Raw genomic sequence first — 14,324 nt, forward strand, 5'->3', positions numbered from 1 at the left:
GGCGATCCTCAAAGCGTTCTCACATAATTACGGAAAATTGATGACGGATGATATCAATGCGGTCGAACTTGCAACCGAACTGACCATTGCATGGCTGGGTAACCCGAATACGCGGACCACAGCAGACGATGTTCCTGCATTTCTACAGTCGATGCATGCGGCGGTGTCGAAGCTGAGCGGTGAACAGAGCGTAGATGCTCCGGAAGCGCCTGTGCCAGAGTACACGCCTGCGGTAACCGCACGAAGGTCGCTTGCCAGCAAGGAGCACATCATCAGCATGATCGATGGCAAGCCTTACAAGACCTTGCGTCGTCATCTGGCCACCAACGGTATGACCCCGGCTGAGTATCGTGAACGGTATAATCTCAAGGCGGATTATCCGATGGTTGCGGAAGCCTACAGCGAGAGCCGTCGCGCCATGGCCAAGAAGATCGGCCTCGGCCGTAAGCCTGGCCAGACCGTTCAGAAGGCTGAAGAGCCTGCGCCCGCACCTGCACCTGCCAAGCCGCGTCGCAGCGCGAAGCCCGCAGCAACCGCAGACGCCGAATAATCAGTCGTGAGGTTTGGCGCTTGGTCGAAAGCCAGCGTCAACGCCTGGCTCTATGAGCCGTGCTCATGAGGTAAAAAACAAAAGGCCGCCCCGGGAGGGGCGGCCTTTCCATTGTCAGCCACTACTGGCTTAATCCTTAGAGCTGGACAGCCCCGCCAGCGGGGGTCGCACTCATCAGGTTTGCCACGAGCGGCGTGTAACAATGAGACATTCGACCACCTCCTTCCAGTTGTTCAACAGTGAAACGGATATGGGCGAGCCTATCGAAGGTTCAAGGATTACAGTCAGATATCCATAAGCCGATCGTTCCAGGGTGCATCCCGATCCACGATACAGCGTCGAAGCGAGTTATCTTCGGTGATGGCACGCCCGGCCCCGTATGTTCGTCGCTACCCATTAAGAGCCGGTACATTGAACGGACCTAGATGTACGATCAGCGTCGGCAGGCCGGCTCGGGTGACGCAAAACACCTGTTTGTCACACAATGGTGATTACGACTGGGTTTTTCGCACATCGAGCAGCGTCGAACCTGCATAACTGCGCTCAGCGCCAGATGATTAGCTGCCCATCGCTACATAGTGCGTTACCCATCGCTCAAGAGCCCCGTCGTCACGAATATCGCCGGTGAAGCGACGGGAGGGAACCTGCGGCACGTTGTCGTCCCGTTCGCGTCCGTCACGGGTCATCGCGGCGAAGTGGGCGACCGCATTGCCACTAGGCAATGGGATCGCGACGGACGACCCCGAGCGCCTGTCCACAAACGTTGGCAAACCTATCTGGAAAACGCCGGGAAACTTCTTCATTTCGTCGACGAAGGCAATACAGGCACTCGCACAGCCATAATCGGTAAGCACATAGACCTGAGCGCGGACCGGACTGGTCGGCGCCTTACCGCGCACGATCGGGATCGAAGCCGCCCTGAACAGTGGCTCCCCTGCAGCCTTCGCGCGTGCCTGCTCCCGGTCGTCTTTCGCCCTATTAACGTCGAACGTTGTATCGACAGGGGTCTTGAAGGCGTCGGCTGTCTGTTCGACCTCACCGTCCAGCGCGACGTAGGCCGGCGACAGGCGATACACTCCGCGTATGTGCAGCCGAGCCGTTGCGTAATAGTCCGCGTAAGCCTGTCCATACAGCCCGCGCAGGTATCCCATGAACCAGTCATAGGGTCCGCCACTGTTGCCGCGAACATCGAGTACGATGAAGCGCTTGTTCCGTAGTGAGGGCGCTGCTGCGATCGCTGCATGGAAGTCCGACGCTTGCCGTGCGGTTTCCGGAGCAAAGTATCCGAGCGTCACCCACACGCCATCGGCCCCGATCAGTCGCGTGGTCACGCCACGCTTTCGTTTGCCCTGCCATGACAGTATAATCGGCTGCAGTTCATCTAACGGTGCGGGCTTCCAGTCGAGTACGACGGTACGGCCGTCGACCACGCACTGGGAGGGCCGTGGACGCAGCGGGCTGTCCTGATCCATCAAAAGCCGGAGAGCCGCTGTCATTCGCGAGTTCTCAAGCGCGATCGGGGTGCTGATCTCGTATTGCCCGATGGTATCGATCCACCATGACACGGGTTTCCCATCGCACGCAGTCAGTTCGGCATCGTCCCTGACGCCAGCCAGGCGCGATGACGTGACGCGATATCGTCCATTATCGAAGCGGACGAGGAAGCCCGGCCATTTAGCGTCAATGGGCGCCATCTGGAATTGCACGCCCGTATGCGCATCGCGGAAAGTCGTGGCGAGGTGGCGTAAGACTGCTTGATACCCAGCAGCGTCGCGAACGAGGGGTATTTCCGCCTCAGCCTTCGCCACCGCAAGGTCGAACTGAGCAAGCCATACTGCCGGGTCGGGGTAGGCTGCGTAGATGTAGTTCTGTCGCGTGGCACTTGTAAACGCGTGAATGTCACGTCGCGTCATGTCCTGCCATCCGGATATGGTCGCAGGCGTTTCCGCTGCCCCGGGGGTCTTCGCGGGCACCGACGGCATACCATCCGGCGTAGAGGCCCGTGCTAGCCGATCTGGCGTAGACGCAGTGCCAAGGATCATCAGCACTGACAAACCTGGGCGGATGGCTCGTGGGAAACGCATAGCAGACCTTAACGCGCCGGATGGGGCGGTGATTGCACCACCCCTACATTACGGAGACGGTAGGGCCGTCATGATCCGCGGGGGTAGCAATACCTCCCGAGGAAGCAACTATGGTCTACCCTGATACTGATCGTCCGTTACCTTCTCCAGCCACACGACGTTCTTGCCGTCTAAAGCTTCGGTTATCGCGAGGTGAGTCATTGCCGTGGTTGGCGTCGCCCCGTGCCAATGCTTGTGGCCAGGCGGGCACCAGACGACGTCACCTGTCCTGATCTCAACAATCGGTTCGCCCTCGCACTGTGTCCATCCACACCCTGCGGTCACGATCAGCGTCTGACCGAGCGGGTGCGTATGCCACGCCGAGCGAGCACCTGGTTCGAACGTGACGTAGGCGCTTGTAGCACGAGCGGGCTCCGGCGGACTGTTCAGCGGATCAATCCGGACGGTACCGGTGAAAAACTCCTCCGGACCTTTCTGTGAGGGCTGCGATCCTGCGCGCATGAGTTTCATAGTATTTCTCCTCTCCTCAATGACATCAGATGCCGGCTTCCTCGAACACCTTCTTCACGATCGGCAGAGCGGTCATGGCGGGCGGCCACCCAGCGTAGAAGGCAATCTGAGTGATCGCCTCGACGATCTCGCTGCGCTTCAGACCGTTCTCCAGTCCCTTCTTCACGTGGAAGGCCAGCTCGTTGTGTCGGTAGCCCGCGACGAGGCAGGTGATTGTTGTCAGACTGCGATCGCGCGGAGAAAGCGCCGGGTTTGCCCACACGTCCCCGAACAATACCTTGTCAGTGATCTCGGCGAGATGGGGCGCGATGTCGCCGAATGATTTGCGAGCGTCGGTCGGTTCCGTAGGCATGATTGTTTCTCCTGATAAGGCCGGCCACGGGGCAGAGGCGACAAGCGCCCCAGCGACTGCAGCCCGACGGGTGATTTGAAAGTCCATCAGCTTCAGTGAGCCGTAAAACCGCCATCTACTGGCAGGGCCACGCCGACGACAAAACTGGCGCCTGGGCTGCACAGCCATAAGACCGTCTGCGCGATCTCTTCAGCGGTACCGAGACGGCCAATTGGCTGCTGCTTCAGGAAGTCGTCCATCGCCGCCTTCTGTGTCTTCAGCATATCGGCAACCATCGGGGTTTCGATGACACCCGGGCAGATTGCGTTGATGCGGACTCCACGGGGCGCGTATTCAAGTGCAGCACTCTTGGTGAGGCCGATCACCCCATGCTTTGAGGCATGATAGGCGACACGCTCCGGCAGTCCGACAAGACCTCCCAGCGAAGAGCAATTGACGATCGCACCAGAACCTTGTGCACGCATCTGCTTCAGCTCGTGCTTCATGCAAGCCCAGATACCGCGCAGGTTCACTGCATGTACCTTGTCGAACTCTTCGGCGGTTTCGTCGGCCGCGTCTGACGGTGGAGCCTGGATACCTGCATTATTGTAGGCGAAGTCGAGCCGACCGAACTCGGAAACGGCTCGTTCGACGAGCGCCGCGGCCTGTGCTTCGTCCGAAACATCGCAGGCCATGCCGATCGCAGTGTAACCGGCAGAGGTGAGCTTGTCCGCAGCCTCCTGGATTGCGGCTTCGTCGACGTCACCAATGACGACTGCGGCACCGTTTTTCGCAAAAGCCTCTGCAGTTGCGTAGCCCATACCGCCTTTGGCGCCTGTGACGACGGCGACCTTGCCGGAGAAGTCGTAGGTGGGGTTCATATGAGATCTCGCTGTTTGACGGTCGCTCCCGTCTTCAGCCAACAAGATATTCATCAGCACGTGCTTGGATTACCCCGATCCAAGTTCATGCGACCTTGAGGACGGCTCAACGTAGAGCCGTAGCGCCGGTAACGGCTAAGAGCCGACCCGATGATCCGTGCGGTCACAGTCCAAGCGGCTTCAACTCCCTTACGAGATCGATCAGGAGACGAAGCCCGGTCGGTAATTGACGCCGGCTCGAATAATAGGCGTAGAAGCCCGGGCCCGACGCTGTCCACTCATCCAGCACCTGCCGTATGGCGCCGCTGGCGAGCAGCGGTGCGACCAACGGCTCGGGGGCATACATCAGGCCAGCACCGCCGATGAGCGCCTCCAGGATCGCGCGACTGTCGTCGAACGTCAGGGAACCCGGAACAGCGACGGCAATCTCTTCATTTCCACGCTCGAACTCCCAGCGGTAGACGCTGTCGTCCCCGATCCGGAAGCGCAGGCAATGATGGGCAGCAAGATCATCGGGGTGAGCCGGCGCACTATACCGTTCGAGGTAGTCGACAGAACCGACGACGATCCAGCGGATCTCCGCCGACAGTCGCTGCGCGATCATGTCCTCGGGAACCGTACCGCCGTAGCGTATGCCAGCGTCAAACCCACCGTCGGTCACGTCGACCAGTTGATTGCTGACCGCCACGTCGAGTTCGACGTCCGGGTAACGCGCCACGAACGCGGGCAGCACGGGGCCAATCAACAGGCTTGCCGCATCGCTTGGCACGTTGATGCGGATACGTCCCGTCGGAGCATCCCGAAAGCGGTTGAGCCGATCGACGGCTTGCTCGATCTGATCGAATGGGGCGCTGATCGCAGCCTGCAGCTCTTCCCCCGCCGCAGTGAGCGTAACGCTCCGGTTCGTTCGGTTCAGCAGTCTGATGCCGAGGCGGGTTTCAAGCCCCTTCAATGCATGGCTTAATGCCGAAGCGCTGACGCCGAGATCGAGGCCGGCGCGACGGAAGTTGCGGTGTCGAGCGATCGCAAGGAAGTAGTTGTAATCGGCGAGATCGGTACGGCTGATGGGCATGAGCGAACATGACCCATCAACGGCAAACATTGCAAACTGAACCGCTTACTATCTCGACGGCCCGTGGAACTGTACGTCCGATACTGGCTCGGCCCAATCGACGTTGCGCCCGCCGACAGTCTCGGTGATCGACAGATGAGTCATGGTCGTCCGGTCGGTAGCACCATGCCAATGCCGCTGACCTGCCGGCACATAGACTGTGTCACCCTTGCAGATACGCTGCACCGGCCCCCCTGCGCGTTCCGTCCAGCCACAGCCCTCCGTTACATAAAGGGTCTGGCCTGCGGGATGGGTATGCCAGTTGCTGCGCGCACCGGACTGGAACGTTACCAGTCCGGTGCCAGCACGGCCGGGCGCCAAAGGCTTCACCAGCTCGGCGACCGTCACCTTGCCCGTGAAATACTTCGCAGGGCCAGGCTTTGGGGACACCGTCTTGGCCCTGACCACGCCGGGCGGGGGCGCAGGTGCTGCCTGGCCGAGGGCGGCACCAGAGCCGTTAAACAGCAATGCCGCAAGGAGGGGTGCTTTGAGCGACGTCATATAGGTTCTCCTGCCTATCGGGCAACGTTGGCGGTCGGCATAGCGAAGGCGACGAGCCTCGTACCATGGGCCGTCTTGAGCGACGGCTTGCCCCCTGTAGCGATAACGACAAACTGGCGGCCGCTCGGCGCGCGATAGGTCATCGGCGTCGCCTGTCCGCCGGCGGGCAACCTCGCCTTCCACAGCTCCCTGCCGCTCGACACGTCATAGGCACGGATCGCCTGCTCGACCGAGGCGGCAATGAACGTCAGTCCGCCACGGGTCGTGATGCCGCCTCCCGAGAAGGGCACACCCATGGTGAAGGGGACGTGACTGTGGATGCCGAGCGGCCCTGTGTCAGCACCGGTGCCGAACGGCTTGGACCAGATCACACGACCGGTGGACAAGTCGACTGCCGACATGTTGCCCCAGGAGGGTGACGTACAGGGGACGCCAAGGAACGACTGGAACGGACCATTGGCGGCACCGTACGGCGTGTTTGCCATCGGGTTCTTGGTATTCGTCGCCCCATGTGTTGGTTCAAGTACGTTTCCGCGGCGGTTCGCCTCAGCGCGAGTGATGAGCTGCGACTTGGTCGGCAGGTTCATCCACGGCACGATCATGATGCCGCGCTCGGGGTCGACCGAAACGCTGCCCCAGTTAACACCGCCACCATAGCCGGGCTGGACGATGGTTGGACGATCAAGTCCGATGGGCGTCAGCGGTCCCTCGTACCGAGCTTGTTTGAACTGGATGCGGCACAGCATCTGGTCGATCGGCGTCAGCCCCCACATGTCGACCTCGCGAAGGTTGGCACCGCGGAACGACGGCATTCCGACCGAGAAGGGCTGGGTTGGAGACAGCCGATCGCCCGGCCCATTACCGCCTTGCGGAACCGGCAGTTCGCGCACTATCTTGATCGGCCGGCCCGTGGCGCGGTCGAGCACAAAGATCTCGCCGCGCTTCGTCGGCGCGATCAGCGCAGGACGCATTCCGCTCGCGGTCCGCACATCGACCAACGTGGGCTGCGACGGCATGTCATAGTCCCAGAGATCGTGGTGAGTGGCCTGGAAGCGCCAGCGGACGTTTCCGCTGTCGGCTTCGAGCGCGATGATCGAGCTGCTATTGGCATCGTCGAACGGCCTACGCTGCTTGCCGTAGAGATCCGGCGTCGAATTACCCATTGGGAGGTATACGAGGCCCAGCCGAACGTCTGCGCTGAGCGGTGCCCAGCTGTTGGGCGTGGATCGCGTGTAGGTATCGCCGACGGGTGGCTCTCCCTTGCGGTTTGGTTGCCCGACGTCGAACGCCCACGAGAGCTTGCCAGTGACGGCATCAAAAGCACGGATCACGCCCGATGGCGCGCCCCAGAACTGATTGTCGAGAATGCCGCCTCCGACCACGAGCTTGCCGCGGACCAGCTGCGGCGCCGAGCTGACATAGTAGATGCCAAATGGCGCCGGGCTCATACCACGCCGCAGATTGTAACGCCCCGCAGTGGCGAAGCTTGAGCAAAGCCGGCCGGTGCGGGCATCAAGCGCGACGAGATCAGGCACCTGACTGACAGCGTAGATGCGCTCGGCGCACGCGCCGGTTGCGCCGGGGACGCGGTAGTAGGTGACCCCGCGACACGGCTTGCCTGACGCGGAATCGGTCATCTGGAAGGACCAGCGCCGTTTCCCGGTCTCGGCATCGTAGGCGATCACGCCGTCATAGTTATTACAGATGTAGAGGCTGTCGCCGATCATGATCGGCGTCACTTCGAGCCCACCGGTATATGCCCCCTTCGGCTTGGGGCCGGTATCAGCCTCCCACGCGACCTTCAGGTTCTGGACGTTGCCGGCATTGATCTGATCGAGCTGGCTGAAACGCGAGCCGCCTTGATCGTTGCCATAGGCTTGCCACTCGCCCGTCGCGGCCGACGCGGCCGTCGCGGACGTCGTCGCCTGAGCGAGCCGGCCGGGTGCTGCGACGGGACCGCCCGTCTGCCAGATCGGATCAGCCGGCGTTCCTGGACCTGCTGCATTGAGCGCAATCCCGACCACGAGCGCCGCTACCAGCGCTGCACCGAACGCCGGCAAACCGCCGATGCGGGCCGACACTGGCGCATGTCGAGGTGCACGACGCACACCGGGCAGAAGCAGTCCCAGCCCGAGTACAAATGGCGCTGTCAGACGGGGCACGAGTTGCCAGACGTTGCCGCCCACCTCCCATATCGACCAGGCGAGAGTGACAGCCAGCAAAGCACCATAGACCCAGGCACCACGTCGATCACCGCGCCAGATCAACACGCCGCTTGCAAGTGCCATTGCCCCGGCAATGAGGTAATAAAACGATCCGCCCGCCGTCGTGAGAATGATGCCACCCACGAACAGAACTGCGCCGACGATCGCAAGCACAACGGCATAAATACCGGCGAGCCATCCGCCATTTGGTTTTATAGTGTCGTAAACTGACATGGGTCGCCTCTCGCAGCTACTGGGCAGCCGTTCGGTGATAGTTGTGCAATGTAGATAACGATGGACGCCGGACTTTCCGTCTTGAGCTTTGCTCAACGTCCGCTCAATCTCACGTCATCACGATCATTGACCGAGGACTGGCTTCAAGGCCGCGAACACCTGTTTTCCGGGCGTTCCGACAAAATCGGGTACGAGCCTGGTTGCGAAGCTTAGCACCGACGTTGGCTTTGCCCCTGCCATCTCCATCTCACGAAACGCCGCGTTCTCCGTCCGCTCGAACTGGCTGCCGATCGTGTCCGTTACGAAGTAGACCTCATGACCGGCAGCTACGGCGTCGAGCGCTGTCTGCAGGACGACGACCTCGGCCGCGAACCCGGCAATGACGAGAATTGGACGACGCTGTCTGGCGATGGCCGCGGCGGTTGCCCGATCATGAAACGGTGCGACGGGTATGCGCAAAAGTGTGCTCGCTGGTCGGGCATAGGGCTTGAGCGCCGGGAGCAAATGCGGAGGCGACGTTCCCTCCATAACTACGCTGAACAGCATGGGCAGAAAGAGTATCGTGCCGACCTCTGCCAGCACGGCCACAGCGCGTTCCAGACGGTCGGGCGGCTGTGTCTTCGACCCCGCGACGAGCGGCACCTGAAGATCTGCGAACAGTATCTGGACGAGGGCGGAATCAATCCGTGATCCCGCCGTTGCGTGATGGTCCGCCTCACGACCATTCGCAGCCGACGGCATTCCTGTCGCGACCCCGGCCGCAACTCCCAGTCCCATCAGTCCGCGACGGCTCAACGACGCGAACGGGGACTGTTCGCCTCGGTGGTCGCGGCTCATGTTCGGTTGCATCCCCGACGGCACACCTGATGAGACCGTAGTCACGTCAGTGCTGGCAGTGCGTCGAGATGCTTCTCGAGCGTGATAGGATACTCGCGCACGCGGACGCCGGTGGCGTTGTAAATCGCGTTGGCGACCGCTGGCGCGACCCCTGTCAGGCCGAGCTCGCCGACGCCCTTGGCCTTTACCGGCGATATCGTCGGATCGACCTCATCGATGAAGAAGGCGTCGAGATGCGGGATATCGGCGTGCACCGGCACCTCGTAGCCAGCGAGATCGTGGTTCACGAAGAAGCCGAAGCGCTTGTCGATCGCCATGTCTTCCATCAGCGCGGCGCCAACGCCCATGACCATCCCGCCGATCACCTGGCTACGCGCAGTCTTGGCATTGAGGATGCGTCCTGCGGCGCAGACCGCGAGCATGCGCCGCACCCGGACCTCGCCGGTATAGGCGTCGACCGCGACCTCGACGAAATGCGCCCCGAAGGTCTGCTGCTGGAACTGATCGGCGAGCTTGGCGAACTCCATCAGGTCCTCGACCACAATATCGCCGTCCTTGGCCGCGTCAGCGAGCTTTACCGACCGGTTACCGCTGCGGACTTGCCCATCGGCAAAGTCGACGTTGGCGGTGTTGAAGCCGAGCCGCTGCGCGACCGTCTCGCGCAGCTTCATGCACGCCGCATAGACACCTGCCGTCACAGAAGGCGCGCCCTGCTGCCCACCCGACCCTGGCGTTTCAGGGAAGGTGGAGTCTCCGAGTTTGACGACAATCCGATCGGGCGCGACGCCCATCATCTCGGCCGCGGTCTGCTGGACGACCGTATAGCTTCCGGTGCCGATGTCCGTCATGTCGGTCTCAATCGTGACCACGCCGTGCCGATCGAGCCGGGCCCGTGCGCCTGCCTTGGCGATCTTGCCGCCACGGATCGCACCCGCCATGCCCATGCCGATCAGCCATCGTCCCTCGCGGACCGTGCCGGGCTTGCTCTGGCGCCTGTCCCAGCCGAAGCGCTCCGCGCCCTCGCGCAGGCAGCGGACAAAAGCTCGGGTCGAGAAAGGCTTGTTCGGATTCTCCGGATCGACCTGCGTATCGTTCACGACGCGAAGCTCGATCGGATCCATCTTCAGCTCTTCCGCCAACTCGTCCATCGCGACCTCGAGCGCCATCAGCCCAGGCGCTTCGCCCGGCGCACGCATCGCATTGCCTTCGGCGAGATCAAGCGTCGCCAGCCGCATCCGCGTCAGCCGGTTCGCGCCCGCATACAGCGTCCGCGTCGAAGTGACGGTCGGCTCGGTCCGCCCACCGACGAGGTTGCCCGACAGGCTGTCGTGACCGATCGCCGTCAGCCGCCCGTCACGGCCCGCCCCCAGCTGCACTCGCTGGATCGTCTTGGGCCGGTGGATCGTCGTGTTGAACATGATCGGACGTTGCAGCGCGATCTTTACCGGGCGCTTGACCACCCGCGCGGCGATCGCTGCCAGCGCGAGATCGATCTGCACGGTCCCCTTACCGCCAAAGCCCCCGCCGATGTAGGGCGAGATCAGGTGGACGTTCTGCTTGGGGATACCGAGAATCAGCCCCAAATCGCGCGTTCCCCAGTTCATCTGCTGGATCGACGTCCAGCACGTCACGCGATCACCGTCCCATTTGGCGATCGAGGCGTGTGGCTCCATCATCGCGTGCGCTTGGTCGGGCACGGTGTAGGTCTCGTCGACCTTGACCGGGGCCGCGGCGAACGCCTTGGCGAAATCGCCGACCTGTTTCTCGTTGGGGCCGCCAAACTCGCCCTCCGGTGGGACCGGCGCGCTGGCGTTCTGCGCGGCCAGATCGAACCGGCCTGCCGTCCGATGATAGTCGACCCGCACCAGCGCCGCAGCCGCACGAGCCTGCTCAAACGTCTCTGCAACGACGACGGCGACCGGCTGATGGTAATGGTCCACCTCAGGTGCGGCGAGCATCTTCTGGACGTAGAACTTGCCGACCCCGGGCTTGCCGGCGTTGAGGTACGTAACCACCCCGACCACGCCGGGCGCACGTTCGGCGTCACGCGTGTCGATCGTCATGATCCGGCCCTTGGCGATAGCAGCTCCGAGGATGTAGCCGTACGCAAATCCGGGCGCGACACCCTGCCATTCATAAGCATAGGTCGCGGTACCGGTCGTCTTCAGATGCCCTTCGTAGCGATCGAGTGGCTTGCCGAGCACCTTCATCCGGTCGGTCGGGTTGGCGCCTGCGGGTGTGTCGAAGATCATGGCTTCACCTCTGCAATAACTGCCGCGAGGGTGCGCGTCGCGAGTGGGATTTTGAATGCGTTGTCGTCGGTCGGCCGTGCGCCGGCAAAGACCGCTTTCGCCATATTGGCCGCGCCGCGAGGCATCGCTGCCTCCGCAGCCTCCACGCGCCAAGGCCGATGGGCGACACCACCGAACGCAGCGCGTCCGCTGCCGTCGCGCTGAACGATGGCAGCGACCGACACGAGCGCGAACGCATAGGACGCCCGGTCACGCACCTTGCGGTAGACATGCGTACCACCAACCGGACGCGGCAACGTCACCGCGGTGATGAGTTCGCCGTGATCAAGCACGTTATCCCGCTCAGGCGTGCTACCTGGCAGCGTATGGAAGGTGCCGATCGGTATGGATCGTGTCTTCCCGTCCGCCTTCACCGTCTCGACTGTCGCATCGAGCACGCGCATCGCGACCGCCATGTCGCCCGGATAGGTCGCAATGCACGACCCGCTCGATCCGATTACGGCAAGCTGGCGCGAATAGCCACCAATCGCCGCACAGCCAGAGCCGGGATTGCGCTTGTTACAGGGCTGGTTGGTGTCGTAGAAATACGGGCACCGCGTCCGCTGGAGCAGATTGCCCGCGGTCGTCGCCTTGTTCCGCAACTGGCCCGAGGCGCCGGCAACAATGGCGCGGCTGAGGACGCCATAATCCCGCCGCACCCGCTCGTCGCTAGCAAGTGCCGTATTGCTGACGAACGCACCGATCCGCAGCCCGCCCGCGTCGGTAGGTTCGATCCGGTCGAGCTTAAGATCCTGCACGTCGACCAGATGGGTCGGCGTCTCGACCTCGAGCTTCATCAGATCGAGCAGGTTGGTACCGCCGGCGAGGAACCGCGCGCCCGGATCACTCGCGACCATCCGTGCCGCGTCCGCAGGCGTTCCTGCCCGCTCGTAGGTGAAGCTTCTCATGCGCTTGCTCCGGCAACGTCGGCCATCGCCTCGGCGATGTTGGAATAGGCACCGCAGCGGCAGATGTTGCCGCTCATTCGCTCTCGCATCTCGGCACCGGTCGGCTGCGGCGCTGCCAGCAGATTGGCCTGCGCATGGCTGGGTATGCCACGCTTGATTTCCTCCAGTACCGAAACCGCGGAACAGATCTGCCCCGGGGTGCAGTAACCGCACTGGTATCCGTCGTGCTTTACGAAAGCGGCCTGCATCGGATGCAGGCGCTCGGGCGTGCCGAGCCCTTCGATCGTGGTCACGGCGTCGCCGTCATGCTGGACGGCGAGGCTTAGACAGGCGTTGATCCGCTCGCCGTTCACGATGACCGTGCAGGCCCCGCACTGACCATGGTCACAGCCCTTCTTGGTACCGGTCAGGTGCAGATGTTCGCGCAGCGCATCAAGCAAGGTCGTGCGCGGATCTAACGTCAGCGCGCGGGGCTTGCCGTTCACCGTTATCGCCAACTTGTACGTCGGCACGGCTTTGACGGCCGGCGCGGCGTCTGCCGGTTCGCTTGGTATGGCAGATACTGCAGCAGTCGTTGCACTGGTCACAAGCATCTCCCTTCGCGACAATTGAAAAGTCTCACTGGCCATCGCCGATCCTCCGCGGGTGCACCAAAGGGCGCCGGTCAGGACTATTAAACGCATTCGTGCGAAGGAGGTTACCTCTGTACCGCTTGATGCGATACTGAACCTGGTTCATCATACGAAATGCTTGTCACCCGCACCAACCTAAACGACCTTGCCTATTTCCTGGCGATCGCGCGGCATCGCAATCTCCGTCGCGCCGGCCTCGAGCTTGGCGTATCTGCCTCCGCAGTCAGTCACGCGCTGAAGAGCTTTGAGGAACGCGCAGGCGTTCGACTGATCAACCGGACGAACCGATCCGTGACTTTGACGTCGGCTGGAAAGGCGCTTGAGAAATCCGTCTCTGGGTCGTTTGCCGACCTGGGAGCCGCGCTCGACAACCTCGATCAGCTTCGCGCAACTCCTGGCGGCAAGATTCGCATCAACGCCGTGATCGATGCGGTAACGCTGGTGCTTGGTCCCGTGCTTGCCGAACTATCATGTCGCCACCCCGATATTGAGGTCGATCTCGTCTCCAGCAACCGTATTGTCGATGTTGTTGGCGAGGGATTCGACGCAGGCGTGCGCTATGGCGGCACCGTGCCCGAAGACATGATCGCGCAGCGCCTTTCCGCAGACCTGCGGTGGGTTGTCGCGGCATCCCCTGGATATCTGGAAAAGCATGGCACGCCGACCCATCCAAATGAATTAAAGCAGCACCGGTGTTTAGGCGTCCGGCTTGGTGACGACAGTATTTACCGATGGGAGTTCGAGGGGCCAGACGGTGACTTCGACGTATCTATCAAAAGTGCAATGACCGCCGACGATAGTCGCTCAACCCTGGCGATGGCACTGAACGGCGGGGGTCTGACGTTTGGTCTTGAAGCACTGTTTGCCAAGCATGTTGCAGACGGCAGCTTGCGCCTCGTGCTGACCGAATGGGCGACGACCGGTCCCGGCTTCTATCTCTACTATTCAGGACGACGACAAGTACCGGCGGGTCTGCGCGCGCTGCTCGCCGTTGCAGGCGAGATAAAACCGTTAGGGTAGGTCGAAAAGCAGACGGATCCGCACGCTCCTTGCTGCACGGGGGCTGCTGCCGTTTGCAGCATGTCTCGCCGCTGAAAGCGCTCGCGACATTGAAATGACGATTGTAGCTCTCAGCCGGTCTGGGTAGTGTGTTCGCGTCGAAAGAGTGCTGACCGGATGGTAGCCCGGTCGTCGTCCTGCCCGGACGGCAACTCTTCCTCTCTGAGGTATCCGCGACACCTGGATCGGCA

General features: G+C 62.1%; 13 protein-coding genes. 2 read left to right on the forward strand and 11 right to left on the reverse strand.

Annotation, left to right across the window (positions count from 1 at the left end; all coding sequences use genetic code 11):
- The first annotated feature begins 40 nt into the window (after positions 1–40).
- Positions 41–550: a MucR family transcriptional regulator gene (locus C8J46_RS15640; protein WP_132741177.1), complete on the forward strand. Its 510-nt coding sequence runs from the start codon at positions 41–43 to the stop codon at positions 548–550.
- A 557-nt stretch (positions 551–1,107) separates the two neighbouring features.
- Here C8J46_RS15640 and C8J46_RS15645 read toward each other — a convergent pair.
- The 11 genes from C8J46_RS15645 to paoA all read right to left on the reverse strand — a co-directional run bounded on the left by C8J46_RS15645 (position 1,108) and on the right by paoA (position 13,071).
- On the reverse strand, positions 1,108–2,463 hold the full coding sequence (locus tag C8J46_RS15645; protein ID WP_165886586.1) for a S41 family peptidase: 1,356 nt from the start codon (positions 2,461–2,463) through the stop codon (positions 1,108–1,110).
- A gap of 279 nt (positions 2,464–2,742) precedes the next feature.
- The gene (locus tag C8J46_RS15650; protein WP_132741182.1) at positions 2,743–3,144 is read right to left on the reverse strand and encodes a cupin domain-containing protein; all 402 of its coding nucleotides are present in this window, start codon (positions 3,142–3,144) and stop codon (positions 2,743–2,745) included.
- Between the two features lie 25 nt (positions 3,145–3,169).
- A complete protein-coding gene (locus C8J46_RS15655; RefSeq protein WP_132741184.1) occupies positions 3,170–3,496 on the reverse strand; it encodes a carboxymuconolactone decarboxylase family protein in 327 nt (108 codons plus the stop codon).
- Positions 3,497–3,588: 92 nt separating this feature from the next.
- Entirely contained in the window at positions 3,589–4,410 is an 822-nt protein-coding gene (locus tag C8J46_RS15660) for a glucose 1-dehydrogenase (RefSeq protein ID WP_243643438.1), read from the reverse strand.
- Between the two features lie 109 nt (positions 4,411–4,519).
- Positions 4,520–5,428, reverse strand: a complete 909-nt coding sequence (locus C8J46_RS15665) for a LysR family transcriptional regulator (RefSeq protein WP_132741186.1) — start codon at positions 5,426–5,428, stop codon at positions 4,520–4,522.
- A gap of 48 nt (positions 5,429–5,476) precedes the next feature.
- A complete protein-coding gene (locus C8J46_RS15670) occupies positions 5,477–5,968 on the reverse strand; it encodes a cupin domain-containing protein (RefSeq protein ID WP_132741188.1) in 492 nt (163 codons plus the stop codon).
- Positions 5,969–5,982: 14 nt separating this feature from the next.
- Positions 5,983–8,406: a membrane-bound PQQ-dependent dehydrogenase, glucose/quinate/shikimate family gene (locus tag C8J46_RS15675; RefSeq protein ID WP_132741190.1), complete on the reverse strand. Its 2,424-nt coding sequence runs from the start codon at positions 8,404–8,406 to the stop codon at positions 5,983–5,985.
- A 123-nt stretch (positions 8,407–8,529) separates the two neighbouring features.
- A complete protein-coding gene (locus C8J46_RS15680; protein WP_165886587.1) occupies positions 8,530–9,243 on the reverse strand; it encodes an isochorismatase family protein in 714 nt (237 codons plus the stop codon).
- Between the two features lie 41 nt (positions 9,244–9,284).
- Positions 9,285–11,495, reverse strand: a complete 2,211-nt coding sequence (gene paoC / locus C8J46_RS15685) for an aldehyde oxidoreductase molybdenum-binding subunit PaoC (protein ID WP_132741194.1) — start codon at positions 11,493–11,495, stop codon at positions 9,285–9,287.
- Complete coding sequence (locus tag C8J46_RS15690; protein WP_132741196.1) at positions 11,492–12,442, reverse strand: xanthine dehydrogenase family protein subunit M; 951 nt, start codon at positions 12,440–12,442, stop codon at positions 11,492–11,494. The genes paoC and C8J46_RS15690 overlap by 4 nt, the downstream gene beginning before the upstream one ends.
- Positions 12,439–13,071, reverse strand: coding sequence for an aldehyde dehydrogenase iron-sulfur subunit PaoA (paoA, locus tag C8J46_RS15695; RefSeq protein ID WP_132741198.1), 633 nt, complete (start codon positions 13,069–13,071; stop codon positions 12,439–12,441). Before paoA ends, C8J46_RS15690 begins: the two co-directional genes overlap by 4 nt.
- Before the next feature lie 117 nt (positions 13,072–13,188).
- On the opposite strand from paoA, the gene C8J46_RS15700 reads away from it, so the two are divergent.
- Complete coding sequence (locus C8J46_RS15700; protein WP_132741200.1) at positions 13,189–14,094, forward strand: LysR family transcriptional regulator; 906 nt, start codon at positions 13,189–13,191, stop codon at positions 14,092–14,094.
- Positions 14,095–14,324 lie beyond the last annotated feature (230 nt).

It is taken from the genome of Sphingomonas sp. PP-F2F-A104-K0414 (assembly GCF_004340945.1).
Classification (GTDB): Bacteria; Pseudomonadota; Alphaproteobacteria; order Sphingomonadales; family Sphingomonadaceae; genus Sphingomonas.

What these genes read in the sequence shown, in the direction of transcription:
- C8J46_RS15700 (WP_132741200.1), top strand. Translation starts at nt 13,189, where the DNA reads ATGCTTGTCACCCGCACCAACCTAAACGACCTTGCCTATTTCCTGGCG.
- C8J46_RS15660 (WP_243643438.1), bottom strand. Translation starts at nt 4,410, where the DNA reads ATGAATATCTTGTTGGCTGAAGACGGGAGCGACCGTCAAACAGCGAGA.
- C8J46_RS15650 (WP_132741182.1), bottom strand. Translation starts at nt 3,144, where the DNA reads ATGAAACTCATGCGCGCAGGATCGCAGCCCTCACAGAAAGGTCCGGAG.
- C8J46_RS15690 (WP_132741196.1), bottom strand. Translation starts at nt 12,442, where the DNA reads ATGAGAAGCTTCACCTACGAGCGGGCAGGAACGCCTGCGGACGCGGCA.
- C8J46_RS15670 (WP_132741188.1), bottom strand. Translation starts at nt 5,968, where the DNA reads ATGACGTCGCTCAAAGCACCCCTCCTTGCGGCATTGCTGTTTAACGGC.
- paoC (WP_132741194.1), bottom strand. Translation starts at nt 11,495, where the DNA reads ATGATCTTCGACACACCCGCAGGCGCCAACCCGACCGACCGGATGAAG.
- C8J46_RS15655 (WP_132741184.1), bottom strand. Translation starts at nt 3,496, where the DNA reads ATGCCTACGGAACCGACCGACGCTCGCAAATCATTCGGCGACATCGCG.
- C8J46_RS15675 (WP_132741190.1), bottom strand. Translation starts at nt 8,406, where the DNA reads ATGTCAGTTTACGACACTATAAAACCAAATGGCGGATGGCTCGCCGGT.
- paoA (WP_132741198.1), bottom strand. Translation starts at nt 13,071, where the DNA reads ATGGCCAGTGAGACTTTTCAATTGTCGCGAAGGGAGATGCTTGTGACC.
- C8J46_RS15640 (WP_132741177.1), top strand. Translation starts at nt 41, where the DNA reads ATGACGGATGATATCAATGCGGTCGAACTTGCAACCGAACTGACCATT.
- C8J46_RS15680 (WP_165886587.1), bottom strand. Translation starts at nt 9,243, where the DNA reads ATGAGCCGCGACCACCGAGGCGAACAGTCCCCGTTCGCGTCGTTGAGC.
- C8J46_RS15665 (WP_132741186.1), bottom strand. Translation starts at nt 5,428, where the DNA reads ATGCCCATCAGCCGTACCGATCTCGCCGATTACAACTACTTCCTTGCG.
- C8J46_RS15645 (WP_165886586.1), bottom strand. Translation starts at nt 2,463, where the DNA reads ATGACGCGACGTGACATTCACGCGTTTACAAGTGCCACGCGACAGAAC.